Origin of the sequence: Pseudomonas sp. ADAK7 (assembly GCF_012935675.1) — a bacterium.
Taxonomy (GTDB): domain Bacteria; phylum Pseudomonadota; class Gammaproteobacteria; order Pseudomonadales; family Pseudomonadaceae; genus Aquipseudomonas.
The window spans coordinates 677,316-701,475 of the sequence record NZ_CP052861.1; the positions used below are offsets into that span (position 1 = coordinate 677,316).

Consider the following 24,160-nt stretch of genomic DNA (forward strand, 5'->3'; position numbering starts at 1 on the left):
CCTTGAGGGTGCCAAAAGCTTCGCGGGCAAGCCTCGCTCATACATTTACATAGGCTTGCGGCGCTGCCGGACCAGGTGCTTGAACCCTTCAAACACCAGCACCACCACCGCCAACCAGATCGGAATATACGTCAACCATTCCCCCGGCTTGATGCTTTCCCCCAGCAGCAACGCCACACCCAGCAACAGCACCGGTTCGACATAGCTCAGCAAGCCGAACAGGCTGAACGGCAACAGGCGGCTGGCGATGATGTACACCACCAGCGCCGATGCACTGATCAACCCGAGTAACGGGATCAACAGCGACAGCCACGGGTATTGATCGAACACGGCGAAACCTTGCTCTCCGCCCCAGACGAACCAGAACGCCACCGGCAGCATCAAGGTCATGTCCAGCCACAAACCGCCGAGGTTGTCGGTCGCCAGCCATTTGCGCAAAACGAAGTACAGGGGATAACCGACCACCACCAGTAACGTCGCCCAGGAGAAACCGCCCACCTGATACAACTCGTTGAGCACGCCGAGGGAGGCGAAGAACACCGCGATCTTTTGCAGGTAGGACAAACGCTCGCCATAGGCAATGCGCCCGGTCAGCACCATCGACAGCGGCAACAGAAAATAGCCCAGGGATACATCGAGGCTGTAGCCGTTAAGTGGCGCCCACATGAACAGCCAGAGCTGCAAACCCAGCAGCGTCGCCGAGACGACCAGGCCGGCGAACAATTTGGGTTTACCGCCCAGGCGCTTGAGGATGTCGAGCGAGCGCCGCCATTCACCGGACACCAGCATGAACACCGACATGCAAGGCACTGTCAGCAGCATCCGCCAGCCGAAGATTTCTACGCCGCTCAGGGGCGTGAGCAGCGAGGTGTAGTAATACATGACGGCAAACAGCACCGAAGCTGTGACCGATAGAGCGATACCTTTAGACAAACTGTCCTCGCGGGGTTGAACGTGAAACGGGGGGCGGAGGATACGTGGTTTTAGCGTAGAACATTGAAGATCGTTCACAGATGATCGTTCCCACGCTCAGCGTGGGAATGCAGCCAGGGACGCTCCGCGTCCCAAATCGGACGCAGAGCGTCCATTGAGGCATTCCCACGCTGAGCGTGGGAACGATCACGGGTCGCGTGGGAACGATCAGTCCGAGTCAGTTGTTGCGGGGGTTACGACCCGGGACGAAATGGCTCACGTCATTGAAGCCCGGTGTCGAGGAGTGGCCCGGCGTCACCAGCGAGTCGATAAACGCCTCATCTTCCGCCGTGATCTTCACCGCTTGCGCCTTGGTGTAGGCATCCCACTGTTCCTCAGTGCGCGGCCCGACGATGGCCGACGTTACGGCGCTGTTGTTCAGCACCCAGGCGATGGCGAATTCGACGATGCCGACGCCACGGCCCTGTGTGTATTGCTGGATCTGCTGGGCAATGCGCAGCGACTCGACGCGCCATTCGGTTTCGAGGATGCGTTTGTCCTGGCGCCCGGCGCGGCTGTTGGCGTCCGGCGTGACGTCTGGTGCGTATTTGCCGCTGAGCACGCCACGGGCCAATGGGCTGTAAGGCACTACGCCCAGGCCATAGGCGTGGGCGGCGGTGATCTGTTCGGTTTCAGCCTGGCGATTGACGATGTTGTACAGCGGCTGGCTGATCACCGGCCGGTCGACGCCAAGCTTGTCGGCCACCCGAATGACCTCGGCGATGCGCCAGCCACGGTAGTTGGACAGGCCCCAATTGCGGATCTTGCCTTGGCGGATCAGGTCGCCGATGGCCGAAATCGTCACTTCCAGCGGCGTGTTGTGGTCTTCGCGGTGCAGGTAATAGATGTCGACATAATCGGTGCCCAGGCGCGTCAGGCTGGCGTCGATGCCGTTGAAAATGTGCTTGCGGCTCAGGCCGCTGCGGTTCGGCACGCCGTCCACCGGGCCGAAACCGACTTTGGTGGCCAACACCCATTCGTGACGGTTGCCGGCGATCGCCTCACCGACGATCTCTTCGGAGCGGCCACCGGTGTAGACGTCCGCGGTGTCGATGAAGTTGATGCCCTGGTCCCAGGCCTTGTCGATGATCCGCAGGGAATCTTCGGTGCTGGTCTGTTCGCCGAACATCATGGTGCCCAGGGTCAGAGTGGACACCTGTAATCCGGAATGGCCGAGGGTGCGATAGCTCATGAACGAAATCCTTTTGTCAGTGAGGAAAAGGCTTCAATCAAATACCAGAACGGTTGCCGGGAGCAACCGGAATATCGACTTGGGCCTGATCGTTCCCACGCTCTGCGTGGGAACGCCTCAATGGACGCTCCGTGTCCGCTTTGGGACGCGGAGCGTCCCTGGCTGCATTCCCACGCAGAGCGTGGGAACGATCATCAAACCTTCAACGTTCGCGTCATCCGCAGCGCCAGCACGCTGCCACCGACAATCACGCCCGCCAGCAGATACAACGCCGCATCGGTCGACCCGGTGCTGTCCTTGACCCAACCCACCAGGTACGGACTGAGGAAACCGGCCATCTGACCCATGGAGTTGATCAACGCCAAACCGCCCGCCGCCGCACCAGCACTGAGCAGCGCAGTCGGCACCGGCCAGAACATCGGCAGGCCGGTGAGGGCGCCCATGGTCGCAATGGTCAGGCCCAGAATCGCAATCGCCGGCGTGGTGGCGAAGTTCACCGCGATCAACAGGCCAACAGCGCCCATCAACATCGGCACCACCAAGTGCCAGCGCCGCTCTTTGCGCAGGTCCGCCGAACGACCGACCAGCAACATGAACACCGCCGCCAGCAGATACGGAATCGCACTCAACCAGCCAATCACCAGGTTATCGCTGAAGCCCAGGTTCTTGATAATCGACGGCAACCAGAAGTTGATCGCATAAACGCCGCTCTGGATGCAGAAATAGATCAAACCAAAGGCCCAGATCGCCGGGTTCTTGAACACTGCCAGCAGCGAATCAGTGGTAGTTTTCGGCTTGTTGGCCAAGTCTTCAGCGTGGTCCGCTTCCAGTACTTCACGCTCGAACGGCGTCAGCCACTTGGCATTGGCATAACTGTCGCTGAGCAGAAAGTAGGCGAGGGCGCCGAGGATCACGGTCGGAATCCCTTGCAACAAAAACATCCACTGCCAGCCCGCCAAACCCGCTTGGCCGGCGCCGAAGTGGTTAAGGATCCAGCCAGAGAACGGGCTGCCGAGCAGGCCGGACACCGGGATCGCTGACATGAACAGCGCCATGATGCGACCACGGCGGAAGGTCGGGAACCACTGCGAAAGATAGAGCACTACGCCCGGAAAAAACCCGGCTTCGGCCGCGCCGGTGAACAGACGCAAGGTGTAGAACTCGGTCGGCGTGGTGACGAACAGCAGGCACGTCGAAAGCGAACCCCAGACAATCATCATCAGCGCAATCCAGCGCCGTGGGCCGAATTTGGTCAGGGCCAGGTTGCTCGGCACGCCACACAATACGTAGCCGATAAAGAAGATCCCGGCGCCGAGGCCGTACACGGTTTCGCTGAATTTCAGGGCGTCGAGCATCTGCAGCTTGGCGAATCCAACGTTCACCCGGTCGAGGTAGTTGAACAGGTAGCAGATGAAGATGAAGGGGATCAAACGCAGGGTAATGCGTTTGTAGACAGCGTTTTTGTCGTCTGCAATGGTCTGGGTAACGGCTGCGCTCTGTGACATGGCGGGCTCTCTCTTTATTATGATTTTTTGCGATGCAAAGGGTAACGTTGATCGCCCTGTGAGTCTCGGCCACCGCTTGGGTGGTTGTCTTTGTGCCTGAGCACAGGGTTTGCCGACAAGGCCTGTGCGGGTGAACAACCCGTCCCACCACGCTTTCAAGGATCTGCCCAATGTTTGAACTCGATCACGACCTGGCCCAGGACATCGTCGACCGGGCCATGGCCATCCTGCCGTACAACGTCAACGTCATGGACAGCCAGGGGCTGATTCTCGGCAGCGGCGAGCCGGAGCGGATCAACACCCGCCACGAAGGCGCGCAACTGGTACTGGCCAACGGGCGCGTGGTGGAGATCGATGCGCAAACGGCGATTCACCTCAAAGGCGTGCAGCCGGGAATCAACCTGCCGCTATTGCTCGATCAACGGCTGATTGGCGTGCTCGGCATCACCGGCGAACCCGAGCAATTGCGCACCTACGCCGAGCTGGTGCGCATGACTGCGGAAATGCTGGTGGGCCAGCGTAATCAGCAGGCTGAGCAGCAATGGCGGCGCCAACGTTGCGATGATTTGCTCGCCTTGCTGCTGACCGACGCCGGGGATTCGCCACGGCTGGTGGATGAGGCGCAGCAATTGGGACTCAAACCTCAGCTATCGCGGGTGCCGTACCTGTTCGAGTTGGGCCTGGAGCACGGGCCGGGGCAGACCGTCGAAGCCCTCAGCGCCTGGCTGATCAGTCGTTACCCCGACAGTTGGTGCGTGAGTTCCGCCAAGTCGTCGCTGCTGTGGTGCCGGCCGGCGAGTCAGGCGATCGAGCATGAGCGGTTGCTGGAAAAACTCGACGGCCTGGGCTGGAACATTCTGCGCATCGCGGTCGGCGGCCAGGCCGATGGATTGCCGGGTTTGCGCCGCTGTTATCGGCGGGTCGGGGATTTGCTGGCCTACGGACGCGATGTATTGCCGCGCTCGCGGTTGTTGACGCTGAACCGGTATCGGCTGCCGGTGATGCTCTGGCGGCACCGCAACGACGATGCGCTGGACGAGTTGCTCAAGCCGCTGCGCAAAGTCATCGCCAAGGACAACAACGGTCAATTGCTGGCGACCCTGCGTTGCTGGTGTGACCACGATGGGCAGAGCCAGGCGTGTGCGGATGCGTTGGGCATTCATCGTAATAGTCTGCGCTATCGCATGGAGCGGATTGCCGAGTTGAGCGGGGTTGATCCGTTGCGGCTGGATGGGATGTTGGCGCTTTATCTGGGTGTGCAGCTTCTGCCGCAAACTGATTAATGATCACCGTCCCGTAGGAGCTGCCGAAGGCTGCGATCTTTTGACTTTGACTTTTAAGAACAAGATCAAAAGATCGCAGGCTTCGCCAGCTCCTACAAAAGCGGTCCCGCATCTGCAACGCCCACTTTGTAGAAATGAACAATAAACGCCACCCGGGCTTGTGCAGCGGACAGGCGTCATCACTCCGGGCAACTGGCAGCATGGATGCATTGAAAACGGAGAATTCTCATGAAAATCGTCATCGCCCCCGATTCGTTCAAGGACAGCCTGAGTGCCCAAGGCGTAGCCGATGCCATCGCGCTGGGATTGGCCGAGGTCTGGCCGCAGGCGCAGTTGGTCAAGTGCCCGATGGCTGACGGCGGAGAAGGGACGGTCGAGTCGATTCTGGCAGCGTGCGCGGGCGAATTGCGCCGCACCACCGTGCGCGGCCCGTTGGGCACAACGGTTGACGCAGCCTGGGGCTGGCTGCCGCACAATCACACCGCAATCATCGAAATGGCCGAGGCCAGCGGCTTGCAACTGGTGCCGACGGGGCAGCGCGATGCCTGCATCAGCAGCACCTTCGGCACCGGCGAACTGATCCGCGCCGCGCTGGATGCCGGGGCACAACGGGTGATCCTGGCGATTGGCGGCAGTGCCACCAATGACGCTGGCGCCGGGGCGATGCAGGCCTTGGGCGTCAAACTGTTTGACGCCCAAGGCCAAATCCTCGCGCCCGGTGGCCTGGCGCTGGCGCAACTGGCCCGCATTGACCTGAGCGACATCGATCCGCGCTTGAACGCGGTGCGCTTCGACATCGCTGCCGACGTCAACAATCCATTGTGCGGCCCTCATGGCGCCTCAGCGATTTTCGGCCCGCAGAAAGGCGCCTCTGCGGCGCAAGTCCAGCAGTTGGATCAGGCGCTCGGGCACTTTGCCGATCTGTGTGCGCAGGCATTGGACAAAGACGTGCGCGATGAACCGGGCAGCGGCGCGGCGGGTGGCCTGGGGTTCGCGGCCAAGGCGTTTTTGGGTGCGCAATTTCAGGCCGGTGTGGAAGTGGTCGCGGAACTGGTCGGCCTGGCCGAAGCGGTGGAGGGCGCGGACCTGGTGATTACCGGTGAAGGCCGCTTCGATGCCCAGACCCTGCGCGGCAAGACGCCGTTTGGCGTGGCGCGGATTGCGCGGCAGCAGGGTGTGCCGGTGATTGTGATCGCCGGAACCCTGGGTGAGGGTTATCAGGAACTGTACGAGCACGGCATCGACGCCGCGTTTGCCCTGGCGAGCGGGCCGATGACGCTGGAGCAGGCTTGCGCCGAAGCACCGAGATTGTTGCGCGAGCGGGCGAGCGATATCGCGCGGGTGTGGCGCATTGCAGCTCGCAACGCCTGACCTGTAGCAGCTGCCGAGCAGCGTTCGGCGGCGAAGCCGTCGTAAACCCTGCAATCACGGTCTGCCTGAAACACCGCGGTGGCTGATTTTGCGACGGCTTCGCCGCCGAACGCTGCCTCGCGGTGCTCGACAGCTGCTACGAAACTTGAGTTCGCACCATTAAGGTGGTGTTTCACCGTTGAAACACCCCTAACCCCTTGAAATATATTTCCACTCCCCCCGCAAAAAACCTCAAGCCCGGCCGATAACCCCAATAGGCGCGCACAAACCTATTACAACAGTGTCGCCACGCTATCCGGCCGGCCTTCATGCCCCTCGGAAAGTGATTACGGCACGGATGCTTCGACGCTCACCCACCCGAGAATCATCCTATGTCCCTGCGTAATCTGAATATCGCGCCTCGAGCGTTCCTCGGTTTTGCCTTCATCGCCTTGCTGGTGATCGTGCTGGGTGTGTTTGCGGTCAATCGCATGTCGATCATCCGCCAGTCCTCGATTGACATGGGCAGTACCCAACTGCCCAGCGTCAGTTTCTTGGGCAATGTCACCGAAAACATCCTGCGCATGCGCATTCTCTCGTTCCGCATCCTGGTCAACCGCGAGCCGGCCAGCCTGCAGGAAGCCGAAACCCGCATTGGCGTGCTCACCGATAAGGCCCGCAAGGCGCAGGCCGCTTATGCCAACTTGCCGGCAGGCCCGGAGGAAGCGGCGCTGTTCAAAGTGTTCAGCACCACCCTCGACAATTACATGCAGGCCCAGCGGGAAATGCTCGACCTGTCGCGCCAGAACAAAGTCGATGAGATGCGCAGCCTGATCAACACGCGGATCAAGGAAGGCACCGACCTGATGGGCGAACAGCTCAACAAACTGGTGGCGTACAACATCGACGGCGCCAAAAACGCGGGGGTTATTGCTGAAGACAACTACAACACCGCCGTGAACGGCATCATCGTCGTGTCAGTGGTGGCGGCGCTGATGACTGTGCTGCTGGCCTGGTTGTTGACTCGCAGCATCGTCACACCGTTGAACCGCGCGGTGCAGGCAGCGGAAACCATCGCCGGCGGCAACCTGACCAAAGCCATCGAAGTCGATGGCAAGGACGAACCGGCCCGCTTGCTCGGCGCCTTGTCCACCATGCAGGACAACCTGCGCAAAACCATTGAGCAGATCGCCGGTTCCGCCACCCAGTTGGGCGCTGCCGCCGAAGAACTGAGCACCGTCACCGAAGAAGCCTCGCGCGGTCTGCAACAGCAGAACAACGAAATCGAACAAGCGGCCACCGCAGTCAATGAAATGACCGCAGCCGTGGAAGAAGTGGCGCGCAACGCCGTGTCGACCTCCGAAGCCTCGAACCAATCGACCCTGGCCGCTCGCGAGGGCCGCAACCGTGTGGTGGAAACTGTCGACGCGATCCAGACCATGACCCACGACGTACAAAACACTTCGGTGATGATCGAAGGCCTGGCCGCGCAAGGTCGCGACATCGGCAAGGTGCTGGACGTGATCCGCGCCATCGCCGAACAGACCAACCTGCTGGCGCTTAACGCGGCCATCGAAGCCGCCCGTGCCGGTGAAGCCGGGCGTGGTTTTGCGGTGGTGGCGGACGAAGTTCGGGCATTGGCCCATCGCACCGCGCAATCGACCCAGGAAATCGAAAAAATGGTCGCCGGCATTCAAAACGGCACCGGTGAAGCGGTGTCCTCGATGCAGCAAAGCAACCAGCGCACCCAAAGCACCCTGGAAATGGCCCGCGCCGCCGGCGTTGCCCTGGAGCAGATCACCCAATCGATCCACCTGATCAACGAACGCAACCTGGTGATCGCCAGCGCCTCGGAAGAACAGGCTCAGGTGTCCCGCGAAGTCGACCGCAACCTGGTCAACATCCGCGATCTCGCCACCCAGTCCGCCGCCGGTGCCAACCAGACCAGCGCCGCCACTCATGAACTGTCGCGATTGGCGGTGGATTTGAATGCGATGGTGGCGCGTTTTGTAATTTGAGATAGGGTTGAGTCTGGAACACGCGCGATAGGAGAAGTACATGCGCTATTCAGCCCTGACCCAACGCATCGCCGGTGACGGAGCGGCAGCCTGGCAGATTCATGATCGAGCGCTGGAGTTACGAGAGCAGGGCGTTGATGTGTTGCTGCTGACCGTGGGCGATCCGGATTTCGACACGCCCAGACCGATCGTCCAGGCCGCCATCGACAGTTTGTTGGCCGGCGACACCCATTACTCGGATGTGCGCGGCACTCGGGCGCTGCGCGACAGCATCGCCAGCCGTCACCGGCGCCGCAGTGGTCAGGCGGTGGATGCCGGGCATGTGATTGTCTTGCCGGGGGCGCAATGTGCGGTGTACTCGGTGGCGCAATGCTTGCTCGATCCGGGCGATGAAGTGATCGTCGCCGAACCGATGTACGTCACCTATGAAGGCGTTTTCGGGGCCTGCGGGGCCAAAGTGGTGCCCGTTGCGGTGCGGCCGGAGAACGGCTTTCGCGTGGACCCGGCCGATGTCGCGGCGCTGATCACGCCCAAAACCCGGGTCATTTTACTCAACAGTCCGAACAATCCTTCCGGCGCCAGTCTTTCATTGAAGATCTGGCAAGAGCTGGCGCAGCTGTGCGTTCGTCACGACTTATGGCTGATCAGCGATGAGGTCTACAGCGACTTGCTGTACGAAGGCGAGCATGTCAGCCCCGCCAGTTTGCCCGGCATGGCCGAGCGTACCGCGACCATTAATAGCCTGTCCAAATCCCACGCCATGAGCGGCTGGCGGGTTGGTTGGGTCATCGGCCCCAAACCCTTGGCCGAGCACTTGATGCACCTGTCGTTGTGCATGCTGTTTGGCATTCCGGACTTCGTGCAGAAAGCCGCACAAGTGGCGCTGGATGGAGATTTGCCGGAAGTGGCGCAAATGCGCGAAGAGTATCGCCAGCGACGCGACCTGGTGTGCGCACGGTTAAGCGCATGCCCGGGTATCCGGCCGATCGTGCCCGATGGCGGGATGTTCGTGATGGTCGACATACGCCCGACCGGGCTATGTGCCCAGGGGTTTGCCGAGCGGTTGCTGGAAGGGTATGGCGTTTCGGTGTTGGCGGGTGAAGCCTTCGGGCCGAGTGCGGCGGGGCATATCCGGATTGGCTTGGTGGTGGATCAGGTGAAACTGGCGGATGCGTGTCGGCGGATAGCCCTTTGTGCGGCGGATTTGCTGGAGGCGCGTAGAGCCTGATCGTTCCCACGCTCTGCGTGGGAATGCCGCCAGGGACGCTCCGCGTTCCGCTTTTGAATGTGACGCGGAGCATTACGGGATGCACTCCCACGGGTCGCGTGGGAACGATCACCGTTCAGGCCTTCCAGGCCCCGGCATTCACCAGATTCACCGGCCGCTCACCCGCCAACGCCATCAGCAGATTGTCCACCGCACACCTGGCCATCGCCTCCCGCGTCTCATGGGTCGCCGAGCCAATGTGCGGCGTCGCCACCACGTTGTTCAACTGCATCAGCGGCGAATCGTGATTCAGCGGCTCACGCTCAAACACATCCAGCCCCGCCGCACGAATCTGTCCCTCACGCAGGGCCTGGATCAGCGCCGCTTCGTCCACCACTTTGCCCCGGGAAATGTTGATGAAGATTGTTTCCGGGCCCATCAAGGCAAATTGCTCGGCACCGATCAACCGTTCGGTTTCAGCGGTCAGCGGCAAGGTCAGGCACACGAAATCCGCCTCTTGCAACAGCTGCGGCAGGCTGCGGTATTGCGCATTGAAACGCTGTTCCACCGCCGGTTTCGGCGAGTGGCTGTGATAGATCACCGGCATGCCAAAGCCGAAATGGCCACGCTGGGCCAACGCTTCACCAATGCGCCCCATGCCGATGATGCCCAGGGTCTTGCCATGCACATCGGTGCCGAACTGCGCCGGGCCGACGTTACGATTCCACTGGCCGGCGCGAACCATATTCGCCAGTTCCACCACACGCCGCGCGGAGGCCAGGATCAGCGCGAAACCGGTGTCGGCGGTGGTTTCGGTAAGCACATCCGGGGTGTTGCTGAGCAGGATCCGGCGCTCGGTCAGGTAGTCGATGTCGTAGTTGTCGACGCCCACCGAAACGCTGGCAATCGCTTCCAGGTTTGGCGCCAGGTCGAGCAAGCCAGCGTCCAGTTTCAGACTGGCGCCGAGTAAACCCTGAGCGCGGGGCAAGGCATCGCGCAACTTGGCCAAACCCTCGGCATCGAGGCTGTCGATCAGGGTCACGTCGGTCTGCTCATGCAGGCGAGCCATCAGCAACGGCGAGAGTTTCTTGTACAGCACGACCTGCTTTTTCATCGTCATCATCTCAACTTCAATTCAAGGGTGAGCAGGCACCGGCCGTTTCGCAACGGCTTTGGCCACGACCCGGTCACTCGCACCGGGCTTGAGGAAAATCGTCAGCACGACCGAGAGCATCAATGCGCCGCTCATCAACAGATAAGAAGCGCCGGGCGAACCGGTGGTGCTATTCAGGTAACCGACCAGATAAGAACCGCCAAACGAACCGAGGGCGCCCATGCTGTTGATCAGGGCCATGGCGCCACCGGCAACGTTGGCCGGAAGGATTTCCGGGACAATCGCAAAGAACGGCCCGTAAGGCGCATACATGCAAGCCCCGGCGATCACCAGCAAGGTGTAGGACCACCAGAAATGTTCAGCGCCCAAGGCGTAGGAACCGTAGAACGCAATTGAGGCGATCAGCAGTGGAGGCCAGACGAAGCGTTTGCGCTTCTGCAATTTGTCCGAACCCCAGGACACCGCGAGCATGCCGATCACCGCCGCCAGGTACGGCAGCGCCGAGAGCCAGCCGGCTTCGACCATGTCCATCTGCAAACCGGCCTTGAGGATCGATGGCAGCCACAGCACGAAACCGTAGACGCCAATGCTCCAGCAGAAAAACTGCAAGGCCAGCACGATCACTTTGGGTGAGCGGAAGGCTTCGGCGTAGTTTTTCACCGCTTTGATCCCGACTTGTTCGGCCGCCAGGGCGCTTTCCAGGTCTTGTTTTTCCTGGTCGCTGAGCCACTCGGCCTGGGCTGGACGTTCATCGGCCAAACGCCACCAGATAAAGGCCCAGAGCACCGCCGGCAAGCCTTCGATGATGAACATCCAGCGCCAGCTGAAATGCTGCACCAGGTAGCCCGAGACCACCGACATCCACAGCATGGTCACCGGGTTGCCGAGGATCAGAAAGGTATTGGCCCGCGAGCGTTCGGCGCGGGTGAACCAGTGGCACAGGTAGACCAGCATCGCCGGCATCACCGCGGCTTCAACCACGCCGAGCATGAAGCGGATGACAATCAGCCAATAGGCGCTGGAGACGATCCCGGTCAGGGTGGCGAGGCCGCCCCAAAGGATCAGGCTGACGAAAATCAGTTTCTTCACGCTGTGCTTCTGCGCATAGATCGCGCCTGGCACCTGGAAGAAAAAGTAGCCGAGGAAGAACAGCGCCCCGAGCATCGACGACAGGCCCGGAGTGATCATCAGGTCTTCGGCCATCCCGGAGGCGGCGGCGAACCCATAGTTGGCGCGATCCAGGTACGCCAGGCTATAGGTGATGAAGACGATGGGCATGATGTACCACCAGCGGCGGGTGGCGAGTGTTGCGGTTTTCATGTTTGGTGCTCCTGAGCTTGTTGTTTTTGTCGCAGCAGGTAACGGTCTAAATCTTCATTGATCGTTCCCACACTCTGCGTGGGAATGCCTCTAGGGACGCTCCGCGTCCCATGTGACGCAGAGCGTCACGGGCTGCATTCCCACGCAGGAGCGTGGGGACGATCGGGTATGTGGCTCGGCAGTTCCATTCGGGTCGGCAATCCTTCCATATCCCCCCGACTCTGCACCGCCCGGCTGCCAATCCAGTTGGCGCGCTGCACGGCGTCGGCAAAGCTGTGGTTTTCCAGCAGGGCGCTGATCATGCCGACGGCAAACCCGTCGCCGGCGCCGACGGTGTCGACAACGGTTGCCACCGGCACGCCGGCCACAAAACCCTGATCCAGATGCGTGCGGTAATACGCACCGTGGGGCCCAAGCTTGATCGCTACCGCTTCCGCCCCTTGATCGAGGTAAAACGCCGCAATGTCGGCCGGGTCTTCAAAACCGGTGAGCAAGCGACCCTCGCTCAAACCCGGCAGCACCCAGTGGGCGAGGGCGGCGAGGCGGTTGATCTCGCTGATCATCTGTTGCTCGCTGGCCCACAGGCTCGGGCGCAGGTTCGGGTCGAAGGACACGCTGCGTCCGGCATTGCGCATGCGGCTCATCAACTCGAAAGACATCTCACGGGCGCTTGCCGAGAGCGCCGGAGGAATGCCGGTGGCGTGCAAGTGCCTGGCGCTCAACAGCTCAGGTTTGATCGACTGCACCGACAAGTGACTGGCCGCTGAACCTCGACGGAAATACTCGACCACCGGATCGCTGCCATCGTCGGTGCGCGACTTGAGTTGAAAACCGGTTGGGTGGGCCGAATCGAGCTCGACATGGCGGCAATCGAGGCCTTCTTTTTCCAGCGTATCGATAACAAACCGACCCAGGGAATCAGCACCCACCCGGCTCAGCCAGGCGACGTTGAACCCCAACCGCGATAAACCAATGGCCACGTTGTTGTCGGCCCCGGCAATGCGTTTATGAAAATGCCCGACCTCGGCCAGGTCACCGTTCTGCTCGGCGACGAACATCGCCATGGTTTCGCCGAACGACAGAATATCGATCTCAGACATGCGCGCTCTCCAACCGTGATTGACCGAGGCGGGCGAGGGTGGCCACGTGTTCGCTGGTCAGTTGCACCAGGTCATCGCCCTGCAACGGATATTCCGCCGCCCGCATGATGCCTTGGGTCATGTGCCGCAGCAGTTGTTCCCACAGATGCAGGTCGGCGGCGCCGGGTGGTATCGCCACCAGTTTGCCGTCGGCGCGGCGCGCTACCGCCTTGCAATGTACGTAGCCAACGTGCCGACCCAGCAACCGCGCGGCGCTGGCGGCGGACTGGTCCTGCCATTGCCAGTTGCCGATGTCGAAGGTCATTTTGATCGGCAAGTTGTGCTGCTCGACTTCATTGAAGAAACGCTGGAACGGCTCAATGCGGCCGCCGTGCAAGGTCTGGTCGTTTTCGACCAACAGTTGCACCGGGCACTGGCTCAGTTGCCTGGCCAATGCCTGGAGATCGTTGTTGTCGGTGAAGTAGCCGAGCGAGACTTTCAGCCACTTGGCGCCGAAGGTCTGAGCCCGTTGCAGGGTCCTGGCCAGTTCAGCGTTGGGCCGGGATTGACCGGCCAGCCACAGTTCCATGGGTGAGGAGTAGACGCTTTCCAGACCTTGAGCCTGAGTGGCATCGGCCAGTTGTGCCGGGTCCTCAACCGTCAACAACTCTTCACGCCATTCGATGCGTGTAGCGCCGGCGGCGGCCAATACGTCGACAAAACTGCCTTGACCGCGCTGGCGCACCAGGTCGGCGCCGTAACTCGACAGGCTGATGGAAACGGGTGGTTTATTCATTGTTATTTACCTCTGAAACCGGTTTCATTTTTGTTCAAAAAAAAGGGCCGCTTGTATGGTGTGCCCGCGAAGGCGCCAGCACAGTCAACCCAAAACCCCACGGGTCGACCCACGTACAATCAACCGCGCCGCAAAATCCACCGTACGCACCGCCCCGACATCCCCGCGCAACCGCTTGAGCAAACACTCAAACGCACTCGCGCCAATCTCCGCCGTCGGCTGGGCCAGGGCGGTGATCCCGCTGCCCACCAACGGATACCAATCCAGATCATCAAGGGCGATCAGGCCGATGTCTTCAAACAGATTGCACCCCAGTTCGCGCAACGAATGGGTGCTGGCCAGCGCGGCAATCCCGTTGGCACAGAACAGCGCTTTCGGCCCAGGGCCAGGTGTATCGAGGAAGGTTTTCAAACGAGAAGTCAGCTCGCCGCCGGTTTCGACCACTGCACCTTGCAGCGCCGAACGTTGCTCAATTTGCGCCTTGAAACTGCTCACCCGTTCAATCCGCGAACTGGTGCCGTCAAACGGTTCAGTCACCAACAGCACATCGCGATAGCCGCGCTCTTCCAGGTGGGCGAGGGCCATGGCGACAGCAGCCGGATTATCCAGGCCCACCAAATCGCTTTCGAGCTGCTCGACCTTGCGGTCCACCAGCACCAGCGGCATTTCCCGATGCAACTCGCGCAGTTCATCGCGGTGATGGCCCAGGGTGTTCACGATCAAGCCTTCGATGTTGTACGAACGCAACAGCGCCAAATGCTGACGTTCCTGCTCGTCATCGCGATCGGTATTGCACACCACAAGGCTGTAACCGTGTTGGCGGCAAGCGGTTTCCACGCCATGCATCACGGCAATCGAATAAGGGTTACGGATATCGGCCACCAGCATGCCGATCAGGCGGGTGCGTCCGCGTTTGAGGCCGCGGGCCATCTGGTTCGGGCGGTAGCCCAATTCACTGATGGCTTGTTCGATGCGCAGGGCAGTGGCGTCGGAGAGCAGGGCGCGGTCATCGCCAATGAAGCGCGAGACGCTGGCCTTGGACACGCCGGCGTGTTCGGCGACGTCGAGCATGGTGACGCGGCTGCGCTGGGCGGCGGAGAAATCGTTCACATCGATAGACCTTGTTATTCGTGTTGTCCGATGTTTCGTCAATGGTGACTGAAACCGGTTTCAGGGAAACCTATAACTCCATTGGCGTCAACTATATTTCGGCGGAGGTCGAGCCTGGATATAGGCCTTTCCAGACAGACGGTCGACAAACCTGTCAGATCTGACAGTAGCCAGATTTGGCGTACGAGCGCTAAATTTTCTTCAAGCGGAATGTTCAAAATTTCACATGAAGAGCTACTTAAATGTCTATGCATAGCGACCCAGAGCAACCCGTTGCTGCGAGTACCTCCGATGCAGGTATTTTGCTTGATCAACCACGTGTACTGGGTGTCGATCCCCTGGACCCTTCAGGAACCTTGCCAGCCGATGCCAGACTGAACGGGATCACTGTAATCATTCCGCAGTGGCCGAACTTTCCGACGGGCGTCCAAGTGCATACCGTGGATATTTACATTGTGGGCATTATAAACGCCGTCGCTCAGCGCAGTTATCGCGCTGCCGACGTTGCGCCGGAGTTCTTTATCCCGATTCCGGCAGCCTTGTTACCCGTTACACCATCGTTTGAGATTTTTTATAATGTTCGCACCCCGAATCCAACAACATCTCCTATAAGACGTTTGACATTCCGGGTCGCCCCCCCGCCGCAAGAACTTGCAGCCCCCATTTTTCCCGATGCCACCATCTATGGATACATAAACTGCAACAAGGTAGTAAGAGAACCTCCCGATCCGGATGCATTATTTGTTTGGGAGGGTATTCGGATATCGATTCCATTTGATGATCGTTTTCTTGCAAACGATGTCATTCAACTGGTTTGGCAGTGCTGGACGAATTTAAACGGTTCCGGCCCGGCTTTGACGCCTCCAGGAACCTTTTTACAGCAGATCACTGCGGCAGATATCAGCGGCAGGAATAACATTCGTATAGTCATACTGCCGTTCAACACCTGGATCGAACCGATGACGACTAACAATTCCGCGGATGCGACTTATACGTTGGTACGCAACGGTGTTCCGCAACTAACTTCCTTCAAAGGCATAGTAAAAGTTGACCGGAAAATACCCGGCGAGTCAGGGTTTTGCAAGAGCGCACCCTGAATGAGGTAATTATCTATCTGTCTGTTGTGGTAGATGCTTGATTGCAGTTGTCAAGCCAGCAATCGGTTGTTTGGGTGGTCGCTTGTTGTTTTTCAAGAATCTATTGTTGCTGTCCTGCAAGTTTAGTTGTCTGGAACGTGGCGGTATTGCTAGTTCTATTCCCTTCGTTCATTACGCTGACTTGTTTTTTTTATTGAAGTTCACATCGTTATGGAGAATCAAAAATGACCATTGTTCAAGATAGTGAAGTAGGTGCGTCGGGGGGTGGGGTTCTTGTTGCACCGACACCCACATTGCCGGACGGTCGCGGGGCAGCGGGCAATATCATTCCAGTGACAGCCATTCCGCCTGGGCGGGATTTGGTGCTCAGGATAGCGACAACGACGTGGGTCACTCCAAATGATAACGACACATACGAGGTACAGGTAACGCGCACGCAGCCTTCAACACCTCCTGTTGATTCGGATTTTTTGCCACGTCTGCCGATTGTCCGGTTTGGCCCAGTGGCTGCGCGACCAGCAGAAATTGACATCACAGTACCGGCCGGGTATCTGGGAGAAAATGCTACACCAGCAACCCCGACTCCCATTTGGGTACGGCTCAAACTCAGGGAAAGAGGTTTAAACGCCTTGACATCTCCCACAGTGCAGTTTTTTGTCGACCGCACTGCACCTTATCAGGCGAAGCCGTCACAGACCGGGACACTTCCGGGGACGCAACCCGGCGTCAAAGGCACTCCAGCCGTAACATTTCCCAACGCTCCCGTCGGCACAAGACTGGACGATGCCTGGGCATCGATACCAGCCAACGCCGCGGGGCTGAGGGTGGTGCCTGGCGTTGCCTACGCTAATCCGCAGCCAGACGATCGACTCACGCTGTATGCAGACGGAACTCGCACCGACCCTCCGGCAGTGCCGCCGCCATGCCCGTCGGTGGTGAAGTAGTGATCCCTATGAGCACCATACGCAGTGTTACCACTGGCAGGCTTCAGGTGTGGTTCCGTATAACGGATGTTGCGGGTAACTTCAGCAACTACTCGGTGAACTTCAGAGATGTATTGTTTCTGCCACTGCCGATATTGGCCCCGCCTATCGTCCTTTTGGCCAGCACTCCTGCGGACAACGTTATTGATCTGGACGATGTGCGTAGCCCGCAAGGGATTCAAGTACGCGTTAACCGCCCGACCAATTCGCTAAATACTGACGGAATCAGTCTTGCCTGGGGCGACGAAGCTGCTGAGGATTTGCTGTTTGGTACTGCCAATTTTCTGCTATTTACCATTCCCTGGTCGAAACTGTCGAGTGAATATCTTGATAAGCAAAGCGGTACGAATTGGGTTGTTCCGGTCACGGTGACGGCTGATTTGATGCGGGGTGGTTCGTCCATCAGCACCTCTGATGTTACTGTTGATACGGACTACTCAGTGCCCGGTAATCCTTATCCGATTGATCCGGTCAATCCGCCGCCCGATGTCAATCCTGAACTGAAACCGCTGATTGTACGCGGACAGGCGCCAGTGATAGATAACCAACTCGGTCCGCAAGATATCAATCAAACCGCCAGAGTCGTTATTGATCTCACACCTGTAACGCCTGGAACATGGCCAGACCCTGAGCCAGGTGACCAGGTAACCGTGCACTATTTTGGTGATGGTGGTGACGTTGTGGTTGGCTCAGCAGCTTTGACGGTGGGGAACATCAATACAACGATCGAAATCTTGTTGTCCTGGAACATCGTCGACGCTGGGGGGCAGGGATTGAAACAGATGTGGTGGGTAGTGGAGAACCCCAATCGCACTAATAGCCAGAAAGCTGCAGAAACCACGGTAACGGTCAATACGGTGGCTCTTGACCTTCCTGTTCCGGAACTTGTCCGGGACCCACTGGATGTTGGGACGCCTGATGGTTTCATCATTTGTAATACGTTGATTGCTCCTAATCGAGTGGCCCGATTCCGTATCCCGCCAAGTGTGGATCTCCCGACCGATACAGAAGTGACCTTTACCTGGCGCGGATGGCGCGATGCTGCCAAAACGATCCCGGCTCCCGCCAATACAGAGTTCACTGCTACGAGGAGGATAACGGCCGCTGAGACAGTTTCCGGGATGCTTTTTGATGTTGGACCTTATGATCCAGTCATTCGGAATGTTCCTTTACCGCCTCCCGCCACGCCTGATCCAGCAGTCGATTATTTTGGCTATGTAGAAGTCCAGTACACGATCCCTCTTGGGGGGTCATTGCCGGAGGACTTTACCATTTATCTACTTAATGCTGACTTCCTGTATTGCGAATCAGAACCTGGATGGATCCCATAGCATAGTGAGGAGTACGGCGCGTGAGCGCGATTGCGGGGAGAGGGGCTACCTCTCCCTGCAGTTTTTTTGGGTGTGCAATAAACGGGTGGCTGTTTATGGTTGTCGGTAATAAATCCCGAGAAAAACAGGATTATTCCTACATAGTTGTCACTGAGATATCGGTAATCTCCGTTGCCGTAGTTGACCCTGTATCAATGGGGAAACGGTCGATTATTATCTCTCTCCTTGACCGGGGATATATGTGAGTCGCTGACCATGAAATATGAAAAGCTGCATTATCTGAAATTAAACCGGCCTGTCGGTGTGGTTTCATGTTTGTTTATATTGATGATGGCGGCTGCACCAGCCTATTCAAGAGCACTGCTTCCAGGAGAGAGTGCCACTGTTGCGGTAGGTTCTACCCCGGAGTCATGGGCTGTTCCAACAGGCGCGACACTCAATATAAACGGCACCGGCGCACTGGATATCGATGTCGCTGCGGGCACACTGAATACCAATAATGCAACTACATCAGGCATCAACGGATCGACGGCAGCTAATATAAATTTAGTCAACTCTACGGTTACCAGTACGGTGTTTGATGCTGCTTTAGTCTTGACAGACAGTACTGGCACAGTGATGGGCAGTACGTTGATCAGTCAGGAGATTGCGCTGAAACTCGTACGCGATCTACTCGCGCCGGTGGGGTCCTCGGCAACCCTCACTAATAGTACTTTGCTCGGGAATCTTGGTGGCGCCGCAGTCACTTCTCTCAGTACGCTGAACCTGATCAATACTCGGGTTGAAGGCACCAGCGCAAATGCAGTTGGTTTGAGCTTGCATGGCGGTCACGCCAATGCCAGTGCCGGCAGTCAAATCTTCGGCGGGTTCAATGGTGTGAGCTTCGAAGCAGATACTTTCGCAGATCCTTCGACGATTACCCCCGCAAGCCATCTGACGCTGGACAACTCTAGCGTCCAGAGCGGAACTGGCGCGGCAATCAGTGTCAACGTCGTGACACCGGCAGGTCAGCCGGTACTGATCGATGTGCTCAACGGCTCATCCCTGACCGGAGGCAATGGCAACCTGCTTGAGGTTACTGAGGGAAGTGCGGCCCAATTACGCGTTAACAACAGCAAACTGGTGGGTAATGTCGATGTCGCTTCCGGTGGTTCAGCCGGTGTGCAACTGCAAAATTCCGCCAGTTTGACGGGCAATCTCACTCGCGTTGATTCGGTGACGGTCGATACACAAAGTACGTTGATCGGCAATGTGCAAGGCACAGGTGCCGGGGTGGTTACGCTGGACAACAATTCGGTATTTCAGGGCGCTGTTAGCGGCGTCAGTGACATGTCTGTCAGCCGTGGTGCCGAGTGGAACATGGTTGGCAACAATGCGCTGACCACACTGAACATGAACGGCGGCAGTGTTCGTTTGGGGACGAACGAAGCGTTCACTCGACTGGATGTCGTCAACTTGTCCGGCAATGGGCAGTTTCAGATGGGCACCAACCTGGCCACCGGTCAGACCGACTTTTTGAATGTGACCGGGTCGGCTACTGGCAACCATCAGTTACTGGTGGCTGCCACCGGTAGCGAGCCGGTCAGCGGCACTCCGGTTCAGATCGGCAACATCGCCTCAGGGGATGCCGCCTTCGCTCTGCAAAATGACCGTGTTGATGCTGGAGCATTTACCTACAAGCTGGTGAAAGATGGCGAAGGTCTTTACTTGCAACCCGACAAGGATACCCCCAGCAGTGGTACCCAAACGGCACAGGCCATTTCGGCCACGGCTATTACTGCGATCTATGGTGATATGTCGATGCTCAATACTCGTCTCGGGGATCGCCGCATGACCGGCACTCAACCCACGAAGCAGTCTGTCAACGCATTGGATACGGATGCCAATACCTCAAAGTATGGCGTGTGGATGCGTACCTACGGTAATCAGTACAACGTTAAGGACGCGTATGGTGGTGGTTACACGCAAAATCAGACTGGGGTCTCGGCGGGCGTTGATGGTCCCCTGGCAATCGGGGATGGTCAATGGTTGATCGGCGCCTTCGCTGGCTACAGCACGACCAACCTGAATTTGAAACGCGGTAGTTCGGGTTCGATCGATAGCGTGTATCTCGGCAGCTACCTGACTTGGTATGACGAAGCTACGGGTTACTACGTGGATACCGTTGCCAAAATCAACCGCTTCAATAACACCGCCAAAGTCTCGCTAAGCGATGGTACTCAAACCAAGGGCGACTTCAGCAACATGGGAGTCAGCGGCTCTGTTGAAGTGGGTAAACACATTATGCTGGACAAGGGGTTCTTCATTGAGCCATCGGCGCAACTCAATGCAGCGGTTGTCGCAGGAAAAGATTACACGCTGGATAACGGTCTTCGCGTGGATAACGACGAGACACGTTCCCTGCTCGGTAAGGTCGGCATGACTGTGGGGCGTGAGATTGTTCTGGACAATGGCAGCAAGCTTCAGCCGAGGCTCCGCGCTGCGATCAGTCACGAGTTTGTTAACAATAATCGTGTCAGCGTAAACGACACTGATTTCAACAATGACCTGTCCAATACCAGCCTGGAGTTGACCGGTGGACTGAACTGGGCGCCCGTCAACAAAAAATGGCAGGTTTATGGTGAGTTGGGTACTAGTCGTAGCAGTACAGTCACGCAGAACCTGGGAGGAAGTATGGGGGTCAGTTACAGTTTCTAAATCATGATTTGAAGGCTGTTTTCATTCAGATGGTCGTCATAAAAAAGGAAGCGTTCAGCTTCCTTTTTTATATCTACTGCTTATCGAATATCGACATTAACCTCGCGTAGAACTATCGCTTTCGCCAAAGAACCTGCCGTCGATCGGAAAAAATGCATTTCCATCTGCACCGCCAGAACCAAATACCCCATCAAAACTTCCTTCGATGCTTTCATCATCAAATTGTTTAATAACGAGGTAGCCACTGGTTGCACGATGCGAAACACCATTAACAGGATCCGAGTAATACGTGATTGCGAGATCATCATTCTCCGCTTCAAGGTCATGTATGCCGGGAGTTGGTCTTGTGGAAAAAATCATTTCGAAAAACTTGCTCTGCCCTTGCTCGGTGTGAGTGGCTCTCAAACGCAACACTTTTCGGGATGGATAATCCACGTATTCCAATGCCACTTTCGCCGTGGCATTGAAGTCAAAAGGTACAGGTAATGAGGGAAGTGGACCGCTACCTTTATTAACGGCTGCATAAAAATACGTTTGCGCAGGGGCTTGGTAGGTTGCCACGTAAGCATTTCGCGCTGCTTGGCTCATGAGCTTATCTCCGGGCTTAGTGATAAAAAATATCCAAAGACTGTTAAGTCCTAATTCTGGAAGTACTATCAAAGCCGAAACGGCAATGGCTTGTAAACTGGCATAGTTGACAGTTTACAAGTTGTGCTTTATGTGCCCTCTGTGATTTTTTGTTTATTGCATGCGTCACGCATATTCCTAAACTGAATATCTTTAACTGAAGTTGTGTGCCTGGGTTGTTAATAAAAAATTAACCAAGAGGAAAATAATAAAAGCAGCGCCATGAACCGGTTAAATCTGCGCTGGTTTTTTAACGACCCGAAAAACCCTTGGGCACTGACTCCCATGAGTGCCCAAGTTGTCAGGCAAGGCAATGAAATACAGAAAAAAATCCCGGCCAAAAGCAATATCTGTTTTTGGCGATCACATTCATCTCCCGCAAACACGCTGACCACCGTCACCGCCATCACCCAGGTCTTTGGATTGACCCACTGCAAAGCTGCGGCCCCCCAAATTCCCAGCCGTCGACGAGGCTGCCGTGGATCAATAATGTCCATCGGCGCTTTGAACAATGCCCATGCCAGATAACTCAGCCAAAGCACACCCGCCCATTGCATCGCACGTTGCAGGCTTGGGTGGTGGCTCAGAGCGTGACCAAAACCACTGCCCACCAGCAACACAATTAATGCTGCGCTGGCACACGCCCCGAAAACAATCGGCAACGCAGCCTTGAATCCATAACGGGCACTGTTACTCAGCACCAGAATATTGGTCGGCCCCGGCGTGATCGACGCCACGAACGCAAACAACAAAAACGGCAGCAGGGTAGGGAAAGTGGACAACATGATCTTTGAGCTCCTGTGAATGATCGATGGGGTCGATATTCACAAGCCACAGGTCACGCGTCTGGAAGATTTGAGCAGCGCTTGCGGTACATCGCAGGGGTCAGCCCATAGGCCCTAACAAACCAGCGACCTAAATGGCTTTGATCAGCAAAACCCAACTCCACGGCCACCGCCGCCGGTTGCACACCGCCAGCAAGCATTCGTCGGGCCTTGGACAGGCGCAGTTGCACCAGATACGCATGGGGCGCCAGTCCGTAGGCAGCCTTGAATGCGCGGGTCAGGCGAAAGCGGTCAACACCGGTAGCAGCGGCCAATTGATCGAGGCCGATGTCCAGATGAGCGTTGGCGTGCAGGTATTCCCGGGCTTTTTGCGCCACCAGCGGCAGGCGCGGGTCTTCGCGGTAGCGGGTGCGCCAGTGCAAGTGGCTGGTGAGACGTTCGAGCAAACCGTCGAGGGCGGTCTGGCGCACGATCTTCAACTCGCCACCGTGCAAGGTCTGGAACGCCAGGCTGGTGGCCTGGGCCAGTTGCGGGTCGGTGGTCAGGGTGTTGGCGAAACTCAATTGGCTGTTGAGCGGTGCGTCTTCGAACACGGCGTTCAGTTCGCGTTCCAGCCAGTGCGGGTCGAGGTACAGCATGCGGTAGGTGAAGCCGCTCTCGGTCGGCGCATCGCCATCGTGGATGTCGCCCGGCTCCAGCAGAAACACCTTGCCGGGTGTGCTTTGATGCATGGCGCGGCGGCAGTTGAATTGCTGCACGCCTTGCTCGGTAACGCCTACCAGATAGCTGTCATGCCAGTGCGGGTCGTAGGCGTGGCCCTCGTTAAAATGCGCCCGCAGGGTTTCGATTCCGGTGTCGGCGTCCTGGGTCAGGTCGATCCAGTTATGAGGGGGCATACGGCACCTGTCAGTCGGTTTGCCGACTTATTTAACGTCTGCAGTACGGGCGATGACTAGAACGTTTGTGCAGCTCATTGATCCCACATTAGCTGAAGAGTCCCGCCGCGATGTTGATCGAGAACCCGAGAATCGCCGTGTTGAACACAAACCCGATCAGCGATTGAGCCAACACAATCTTGCGAATACCCCTTGTCGCCACGCCAACGTCCGCCGTCTGCACCGCGACGCCGATGGTGAAGGAGAAGTAGAGGAAGTCCCAGTAGTTGGGAGTGGTCAGGCCTTCGGCAAAACGCAGCGCCGGCTCCTTGCCGTCCCAGGTGTAGAACAGGCGAGCATAGTGAACGCTGAAAATCACCCCGATCAGCAGCCATGAACCAATCACCGTCGCCGCGGTGAAGGCGTAGTGCAGCAACTTGCGGGAGGTTTCCAGGTCTTTGCTGCCGGCCAGTTCGAAGGTGATGGTCGCCAGGCTGGCAATCGCGGCGATGCAAACGACGAACAGCACCAGCCCGGCGTTTTCGTCTTCGATCTCGGCAAGGCGTTTGACGTCCGGTGCCTTGGCGCGTGTCGCGAGCCAGACCATCAACACCAGATAAGTCCAGACGCCAGCGTTCCAGCCGATGAGGATTTTACTGATGACTGAGTCGGCGGGGGCCAGAATACCCACCGCGATGCCGAGCGTGGCAGCGGCGGACAGGCGAGGGTGGGTGCGGGCGAGGAGGGGCATGGAGGCTCGTTGGGTCAGGGTTTTGATTACCTTAGCCCAGCGGGGTGTGTTGTGACCACATACCTGAT

Annotated in this window: 19 protein-coding genes and 1 pseudogene; 8 read left to right on the forward strand and 12 right to left on the reverse strand. The window is 58.0% G+C overall.

The features are described from left to right. Window positions 1-45: 45 nt before the first annotated feature. The 3 genes from rarD to HKK53_RS03105 all read right to left on the reverse strand — a co-directional run bounded on the left by rarD (window position 46) and on the right by HKK53_RS03105 (window position 3,669). Window positions 46-933 carry an EamA family transporter RarD gene (rarD, locus tag HKK53_RS03095; RefSeq protein ID WP_169369355.1) on the reverse strand — a complete coding sequence of 296 codons (888 nt, stop codon included), beginning with the start codon at window positions 931-933 and terminating at the stop codon, window positions 46-48. Window positions 934-1,150: 217 nt separating this feature from the next. After that, entirely contained in the window at window positions 1,151-2,164 is a 1,014-nt protein-coding gene (locus tag HKK53_RS03100) for an aldo/keto reductase (protein WP_169369357.1), read from the reverse strand. Between the two features lie 194 nt (window positions 2,165-2,358). Further along, window positions 2,359-3,669 carry an MFS transporter gene (locus tag HKK53_RS03105; RefSeq protein WP_169369359.1) on the reverse strand — a complete coding sequence of 437 codons (1,311 nt, stop codon included), beginning with the start codon at window positions 3,667-3,669 and terminating at the stop codon, window positions 2,359-2,361. A 170-nt stretch (window positions 3,670-3,839) separates the two neighbouring features. Here HKK53_RS03105 and HKK53_RS03110 point away from each other — a divergent pair, with 170 nt between their 5' ends. The 5 genes and pseudogenes from HKK53_RS03110 to HKK53_RS03125 all read left to right on the forward strand — a co-directional run bounded on the left by HKK53_RS03110 (window position 3,840) and on the right by HKK53_RS03125 (window position 9,548). Then, window positions 3,840-4,952 (forward strand): sugar diacid recognition domain-containing protein, encoded by a 1,113-nt coding sequence (locus HKK53_RS03110; protein ID WP_133836458.1) that lies wholly within the window; start codon window positions 3,840-3,842, stop codon window positions 4,950-4,952. Window positions 4,953-5,180: 228 nt separating this feature from the next. Next, window positions 5,181-6,323, forward strand: coding sequence for a glycerate kinase (locus HKK53_RS03115; protein WP_169369361.1), 1,143 nt, complete (start codon window positions 5,181-5,183; stop codon window positions 6,321-6,323). A 371-nt stretch (window positions 6,324-6,694) separates the two neighbouring features. After that, window positions 6,695-7,462, forward strand: a pseudogene (locus tag HKK53_RS32920) (MCP four helix bundle domain-containing protein); the annotation flags it as partial. After that, the gene (locus tag HKK53_RS32925) at window positions 7,457-8,320 is read left to right on the forward strand and encodes a methyl-accepting chemotaxis protein (RefSeq protein ID WP_429515914.1); all 864 of its coding nucleotides are present in this window, start codon (window positions 7,457-7,459) and stop codon (window positions 8,318-8,320) included. The pseudogene HKK53_RS32920 and the gene HKK53_RS32925, both read left to right, overlap by 6 nt. A 40-nt stretch (window positions 8,321-8,360) precedes the next feature. Further along, on the forward strand, window positions 8,361-9,548 hold the full coding sequence (locus HKK53_RS03125; protein WP_169369365.1) for a pyridoxal phosphate-dependent aminotransferase: 1,188 nt from the start codon (window positions 8,361-8,363) through the stop codon (window positions 9,546-9,548). A gap of 115 nt (window positions 9,549-9,663) precedes the next feature. On the opposite strand, the gene HKK53_RS03130 is transcribed toward HKK53_RS03125, so the two are convergent. From HKK53_RS03130 to HKK53_RS03150, 5 genes are all read right to left on the reverse strand, one after another. Then, window positions 9,664-10,641 carry an NAD(P)-dependent oxidoreductase gene (locus HKK53_RS03130; RefSeq protein ID WP_169369367.1) on the reverse strand — a complete coding sequence of 326 codons (978 nt, stop codon included), beginning with the start codon at window positions 10,639-10,641 and terminating at the stop codon, window positions 9,664-9,666. 21 nt (window positions 10,642-10,662) lie between these two features. Next, entirely contained in the window at window positions 10,663-11,961 is a 1,299-nt protein-coding gene (locus tag HKK53_RS03135) for an MFS transporter (protein WP_169369369.1), read from the reverse strand. 125 nt (window positions 11,962-12,086) lie between these two features. Beyond that, a complete protein-coding gene (locus HKK53_RS03140) occupies window positions 12,087-13,061 on the reverse strand; it encodes a sugar kinase (RefSeq protein ID WP_169369371.1) in 975 nt (324 codons plus the stop codon). Further along, window positions 13,054-13,836, reverse strand: a complete 783-nt coding sequence (locus HKK53_RS03145) for a sugar phosphate isomerase/epimerase family protein (protein ID WP_169369373.1) — start codon at window positions 13,834-13,836, stop codon at window positions 13,054-13,056. The genes HKK53_RS03140 and HKK53_RS03145 overlap by 8 nt, the downstream gene beginning before the upstream one ends. A gap of 84 nt (window positions 13,837-13,920) precedes the next feature. Next, entirely contained in the window at window positions 13,921-14,946 is a 1,026-nt protein-coding gene (locus HKK53_RS03150) for a LacI family DNA-binding transcriptional regulator (RefSeq protein ID WP_169369375.1), read from the reverse strand. 242 nt (window positions 14,947-15,188) lie between these two features. Between HKK53_RS03150 and HKK53_RS03155 the strand changes: the two genes are divergently transcribed. The 3 genes from HKK53_RS03155 to HKK53_RS03165 all read left to right on the forward strand — a co-directional run bounded on the left by HKK53_RS03155 (window position 15,189) and on the right by HKK53_RS03165 (window position 21,054). Further along, window positions 15,189-16,043: a hypothetical protein gene (locus HKK53_RS03155; RefSeq protein ID WP_237150665.1), complete on the forward strand. Its 855-nt coding sequence runs from the start codon at window positions 15,189-15,191 to the stop codon at window positions 16,041-16,043. 952 nt (window positions 16,044-16,995) lie between these two features. Then, window positions 16,996-18,357, forward strand: a complete 1,362-nt coding sequence (locus HKK53_RS03160; RefSeq protein WP_237150667.1) for a hypothetical protein — start codon at window positions 16,996-16,998, stop codon at window positions 18,355-18,357. Between the two features lie 255 nt (window positions 18,358-18,612). Continuing rightward, complete coding sequence (locus HKK53_RS03165; protein ID WP_169369377.1) at window positions 18,613-21,054, forward strand: autotransporter outer membrane beta-barrel domain-containing protein; 2,442 nt, start codon at window positions 18,613-18,615, stop codon at window positions 21,052-21,054. A 96-nt stretch (window positions 21,055-21,150) separates the two neighbouring features. On the opposite strand, the gene HKK53_RS03170 is transcribed toward HKK53_RS03165, so the two are convergent. The 4 genes from HKK53_RS03170 to HKK53_RS03185 all read right to left on the reverse strand — a co-directional run bounded on the left by HKK53_RS03170 (window position 21,151) and on the right by HKK53_RS03185 (window position 24,092). Continuing rightward, entirely contained in the window at window positions 21,151-21,642 is a 492-nt protein-coding gene (locus tag HKK53_RS03170) for a hypothetical protein (protein WP_169369379.1), read from the reverse strand. A gap of 218 nt (window positions 21,643-21,860) precedes the next feature. After that, the gene (locus tag HKK53_RS03175; RefSeq protein ID WP_169369381.1) at window positions 21,861-22,466 is read right to left on the reverse strand and encodes a LysE family translocator; all 606 of its coding nucleotides are present in this window, start codon (window positions 22,464-22,466) and stop codon (window positions 21,861-21,863) included. A gap of 53 nt (window positions 22,467-22,519) precedes the next feature. Further along, complete coding sequence (locus tag HKK53_RS03180) at window positions 22,520-23,362, reverse strand: AraC family transcriptional regulator (protein WP_169369383.1); 843 nt, start codon at window positions 23,360-23,362, stop codon at window positions 22,520-22,522. An 88-nt stretch (window positions 23,363-23,450) separates the two neighbouring features. Further along, window positions 23,451-24,092 (reverse strand): DUF1345 domain-containing protein, encoded by a 642-nt coding sequence (locus HKK53_RS03185; protein WP_169369385.1) that lies wholly within the window; start codon window positions 24,090-24,092, stop codon window positions 23,451-23,453. Between the last annotated feature and the right edge of the window lie 68 nt (window positions 24,093-24,160).

Bases quoted from the DNA above. Each gene is read 5' to 3' on its own strand.
- HKK53_RS03100 (WP_169369357.1), bottom strand. From the start codon at position 2,164: ATGAGCTATCGCACCCTCGGCCATTCCGGATTACAGGTGTCCACTCTG.
- HKK53_RS03105 (WP_169369359.1), bottom strand. From the start codon at position 3,669: ATGTCACAGAGCGCAGCCGTTACCCAGACCATTGCAGACGACAAAAAC.
- HKK53_RS03110 (WP_133836458.1), top strand. From the start codon at position 3,840: ATGTTTGAACTCGATCACGACCTGGCCCAGGACATCGTCGACCGGGCC.
- HKK53_RS03115 (WP_169369361.1), top strand. From the start codon at position 5,181: ATGAAAATCGTCATCGCCCCCGATTCGTTCAAGGACAGCCTGAGTGCC.
- HKK53_RS32925 (WP_429515914.1), top strand. From the start codon at position 7,457: ATGCAGGACAACCTGCGCAAAACCATTGAGCAGATCGCCGGTTCCGCC.
- HKK53_RS03125 (WP_169369365.1), top strand. From the start codon at position 8,361: ATGCGCTATTCAGCCCTGACCCAACGCATCGCCGGTGACGGAGCGGCA.
- HKK53_RS03130 (WP_169369367.1), bottom strand. From the start codon at position 10,641: ATGAAAAAGCAGGTCGTGCTGTACAAGAAACTCTCGCCGTTGCTGATG.
- HKK53_RS03135 (WP_169369369.1), bottom strand. From the start codon at position 11,961: ATGAAAACCGCAACACTCGCCACCCGCCGCTGGTGGTACATCATGCCC.
- HKK53_RS03140 (WP_169369371.1), bottom strand. From the start codon at position 13,061: ATGTCTGAGATCGATATTCTGTCGTTCGGCGAAACCATGGCGATGTTC.
- HKK53_RS03145 (WP_169369373.1), bottom strand. From the start codon at position 13,836: ATGAATAAACCACCCGTTTCCATCAGCCTGTCGAGTTACGGCGCCGAC.
- HKK53_RS03155 (WP_237150665.1), top strand. From the start codon at position 15,189: ATGTCTATGCATAGCGACCCAGAGCAACCCGTTGCTGCGAGTACCTCC.
- HKK53_RS03160 (WP_237150667.1), top strand. From the start codon at position 16,996: ATGAGCACCATACGCAGTGTTACCACTGGCAGGCTTCAGGTGTGGTTC.
- HKK53_RS03165 (WP_169369377.1), top strand. From the start codon at position 18,613: ATGAAATATGAAAAGCTGCATTATCTGAAATTAAACCGGCCTGTCGGT.
- HKK53_RS03170 (WP_169369379.1), bottom strand. From the start codon at position 21,642: ATGAGCCAAGCAGCGCGAAATGCTTACGTGGCAACCTACCAAGCCCCT.
- HKK53_RS03175 (WP_169369381.1), bottom strand. From the start codon at position 22,466: ATGTTGTCCACTTTCCCTACCCTGCTGCCGTTTTTGTTGTTTGCGTTC.
- HKK53_RS03180 (WP_169369383.1), bottom strand. From the start codon at position 23,362: ATGCCCCCTCATAACTGGATCGACCTGACCCAGGACGCCGACACCGGA.
- HKK53_RS03185 (WP_169369385.1), bottom strand. From the start codon at position 24,092: ATGCCCCTCCTCGCCCGCACCCACCCTCGCCTGTCCGCCGCTGCCACG.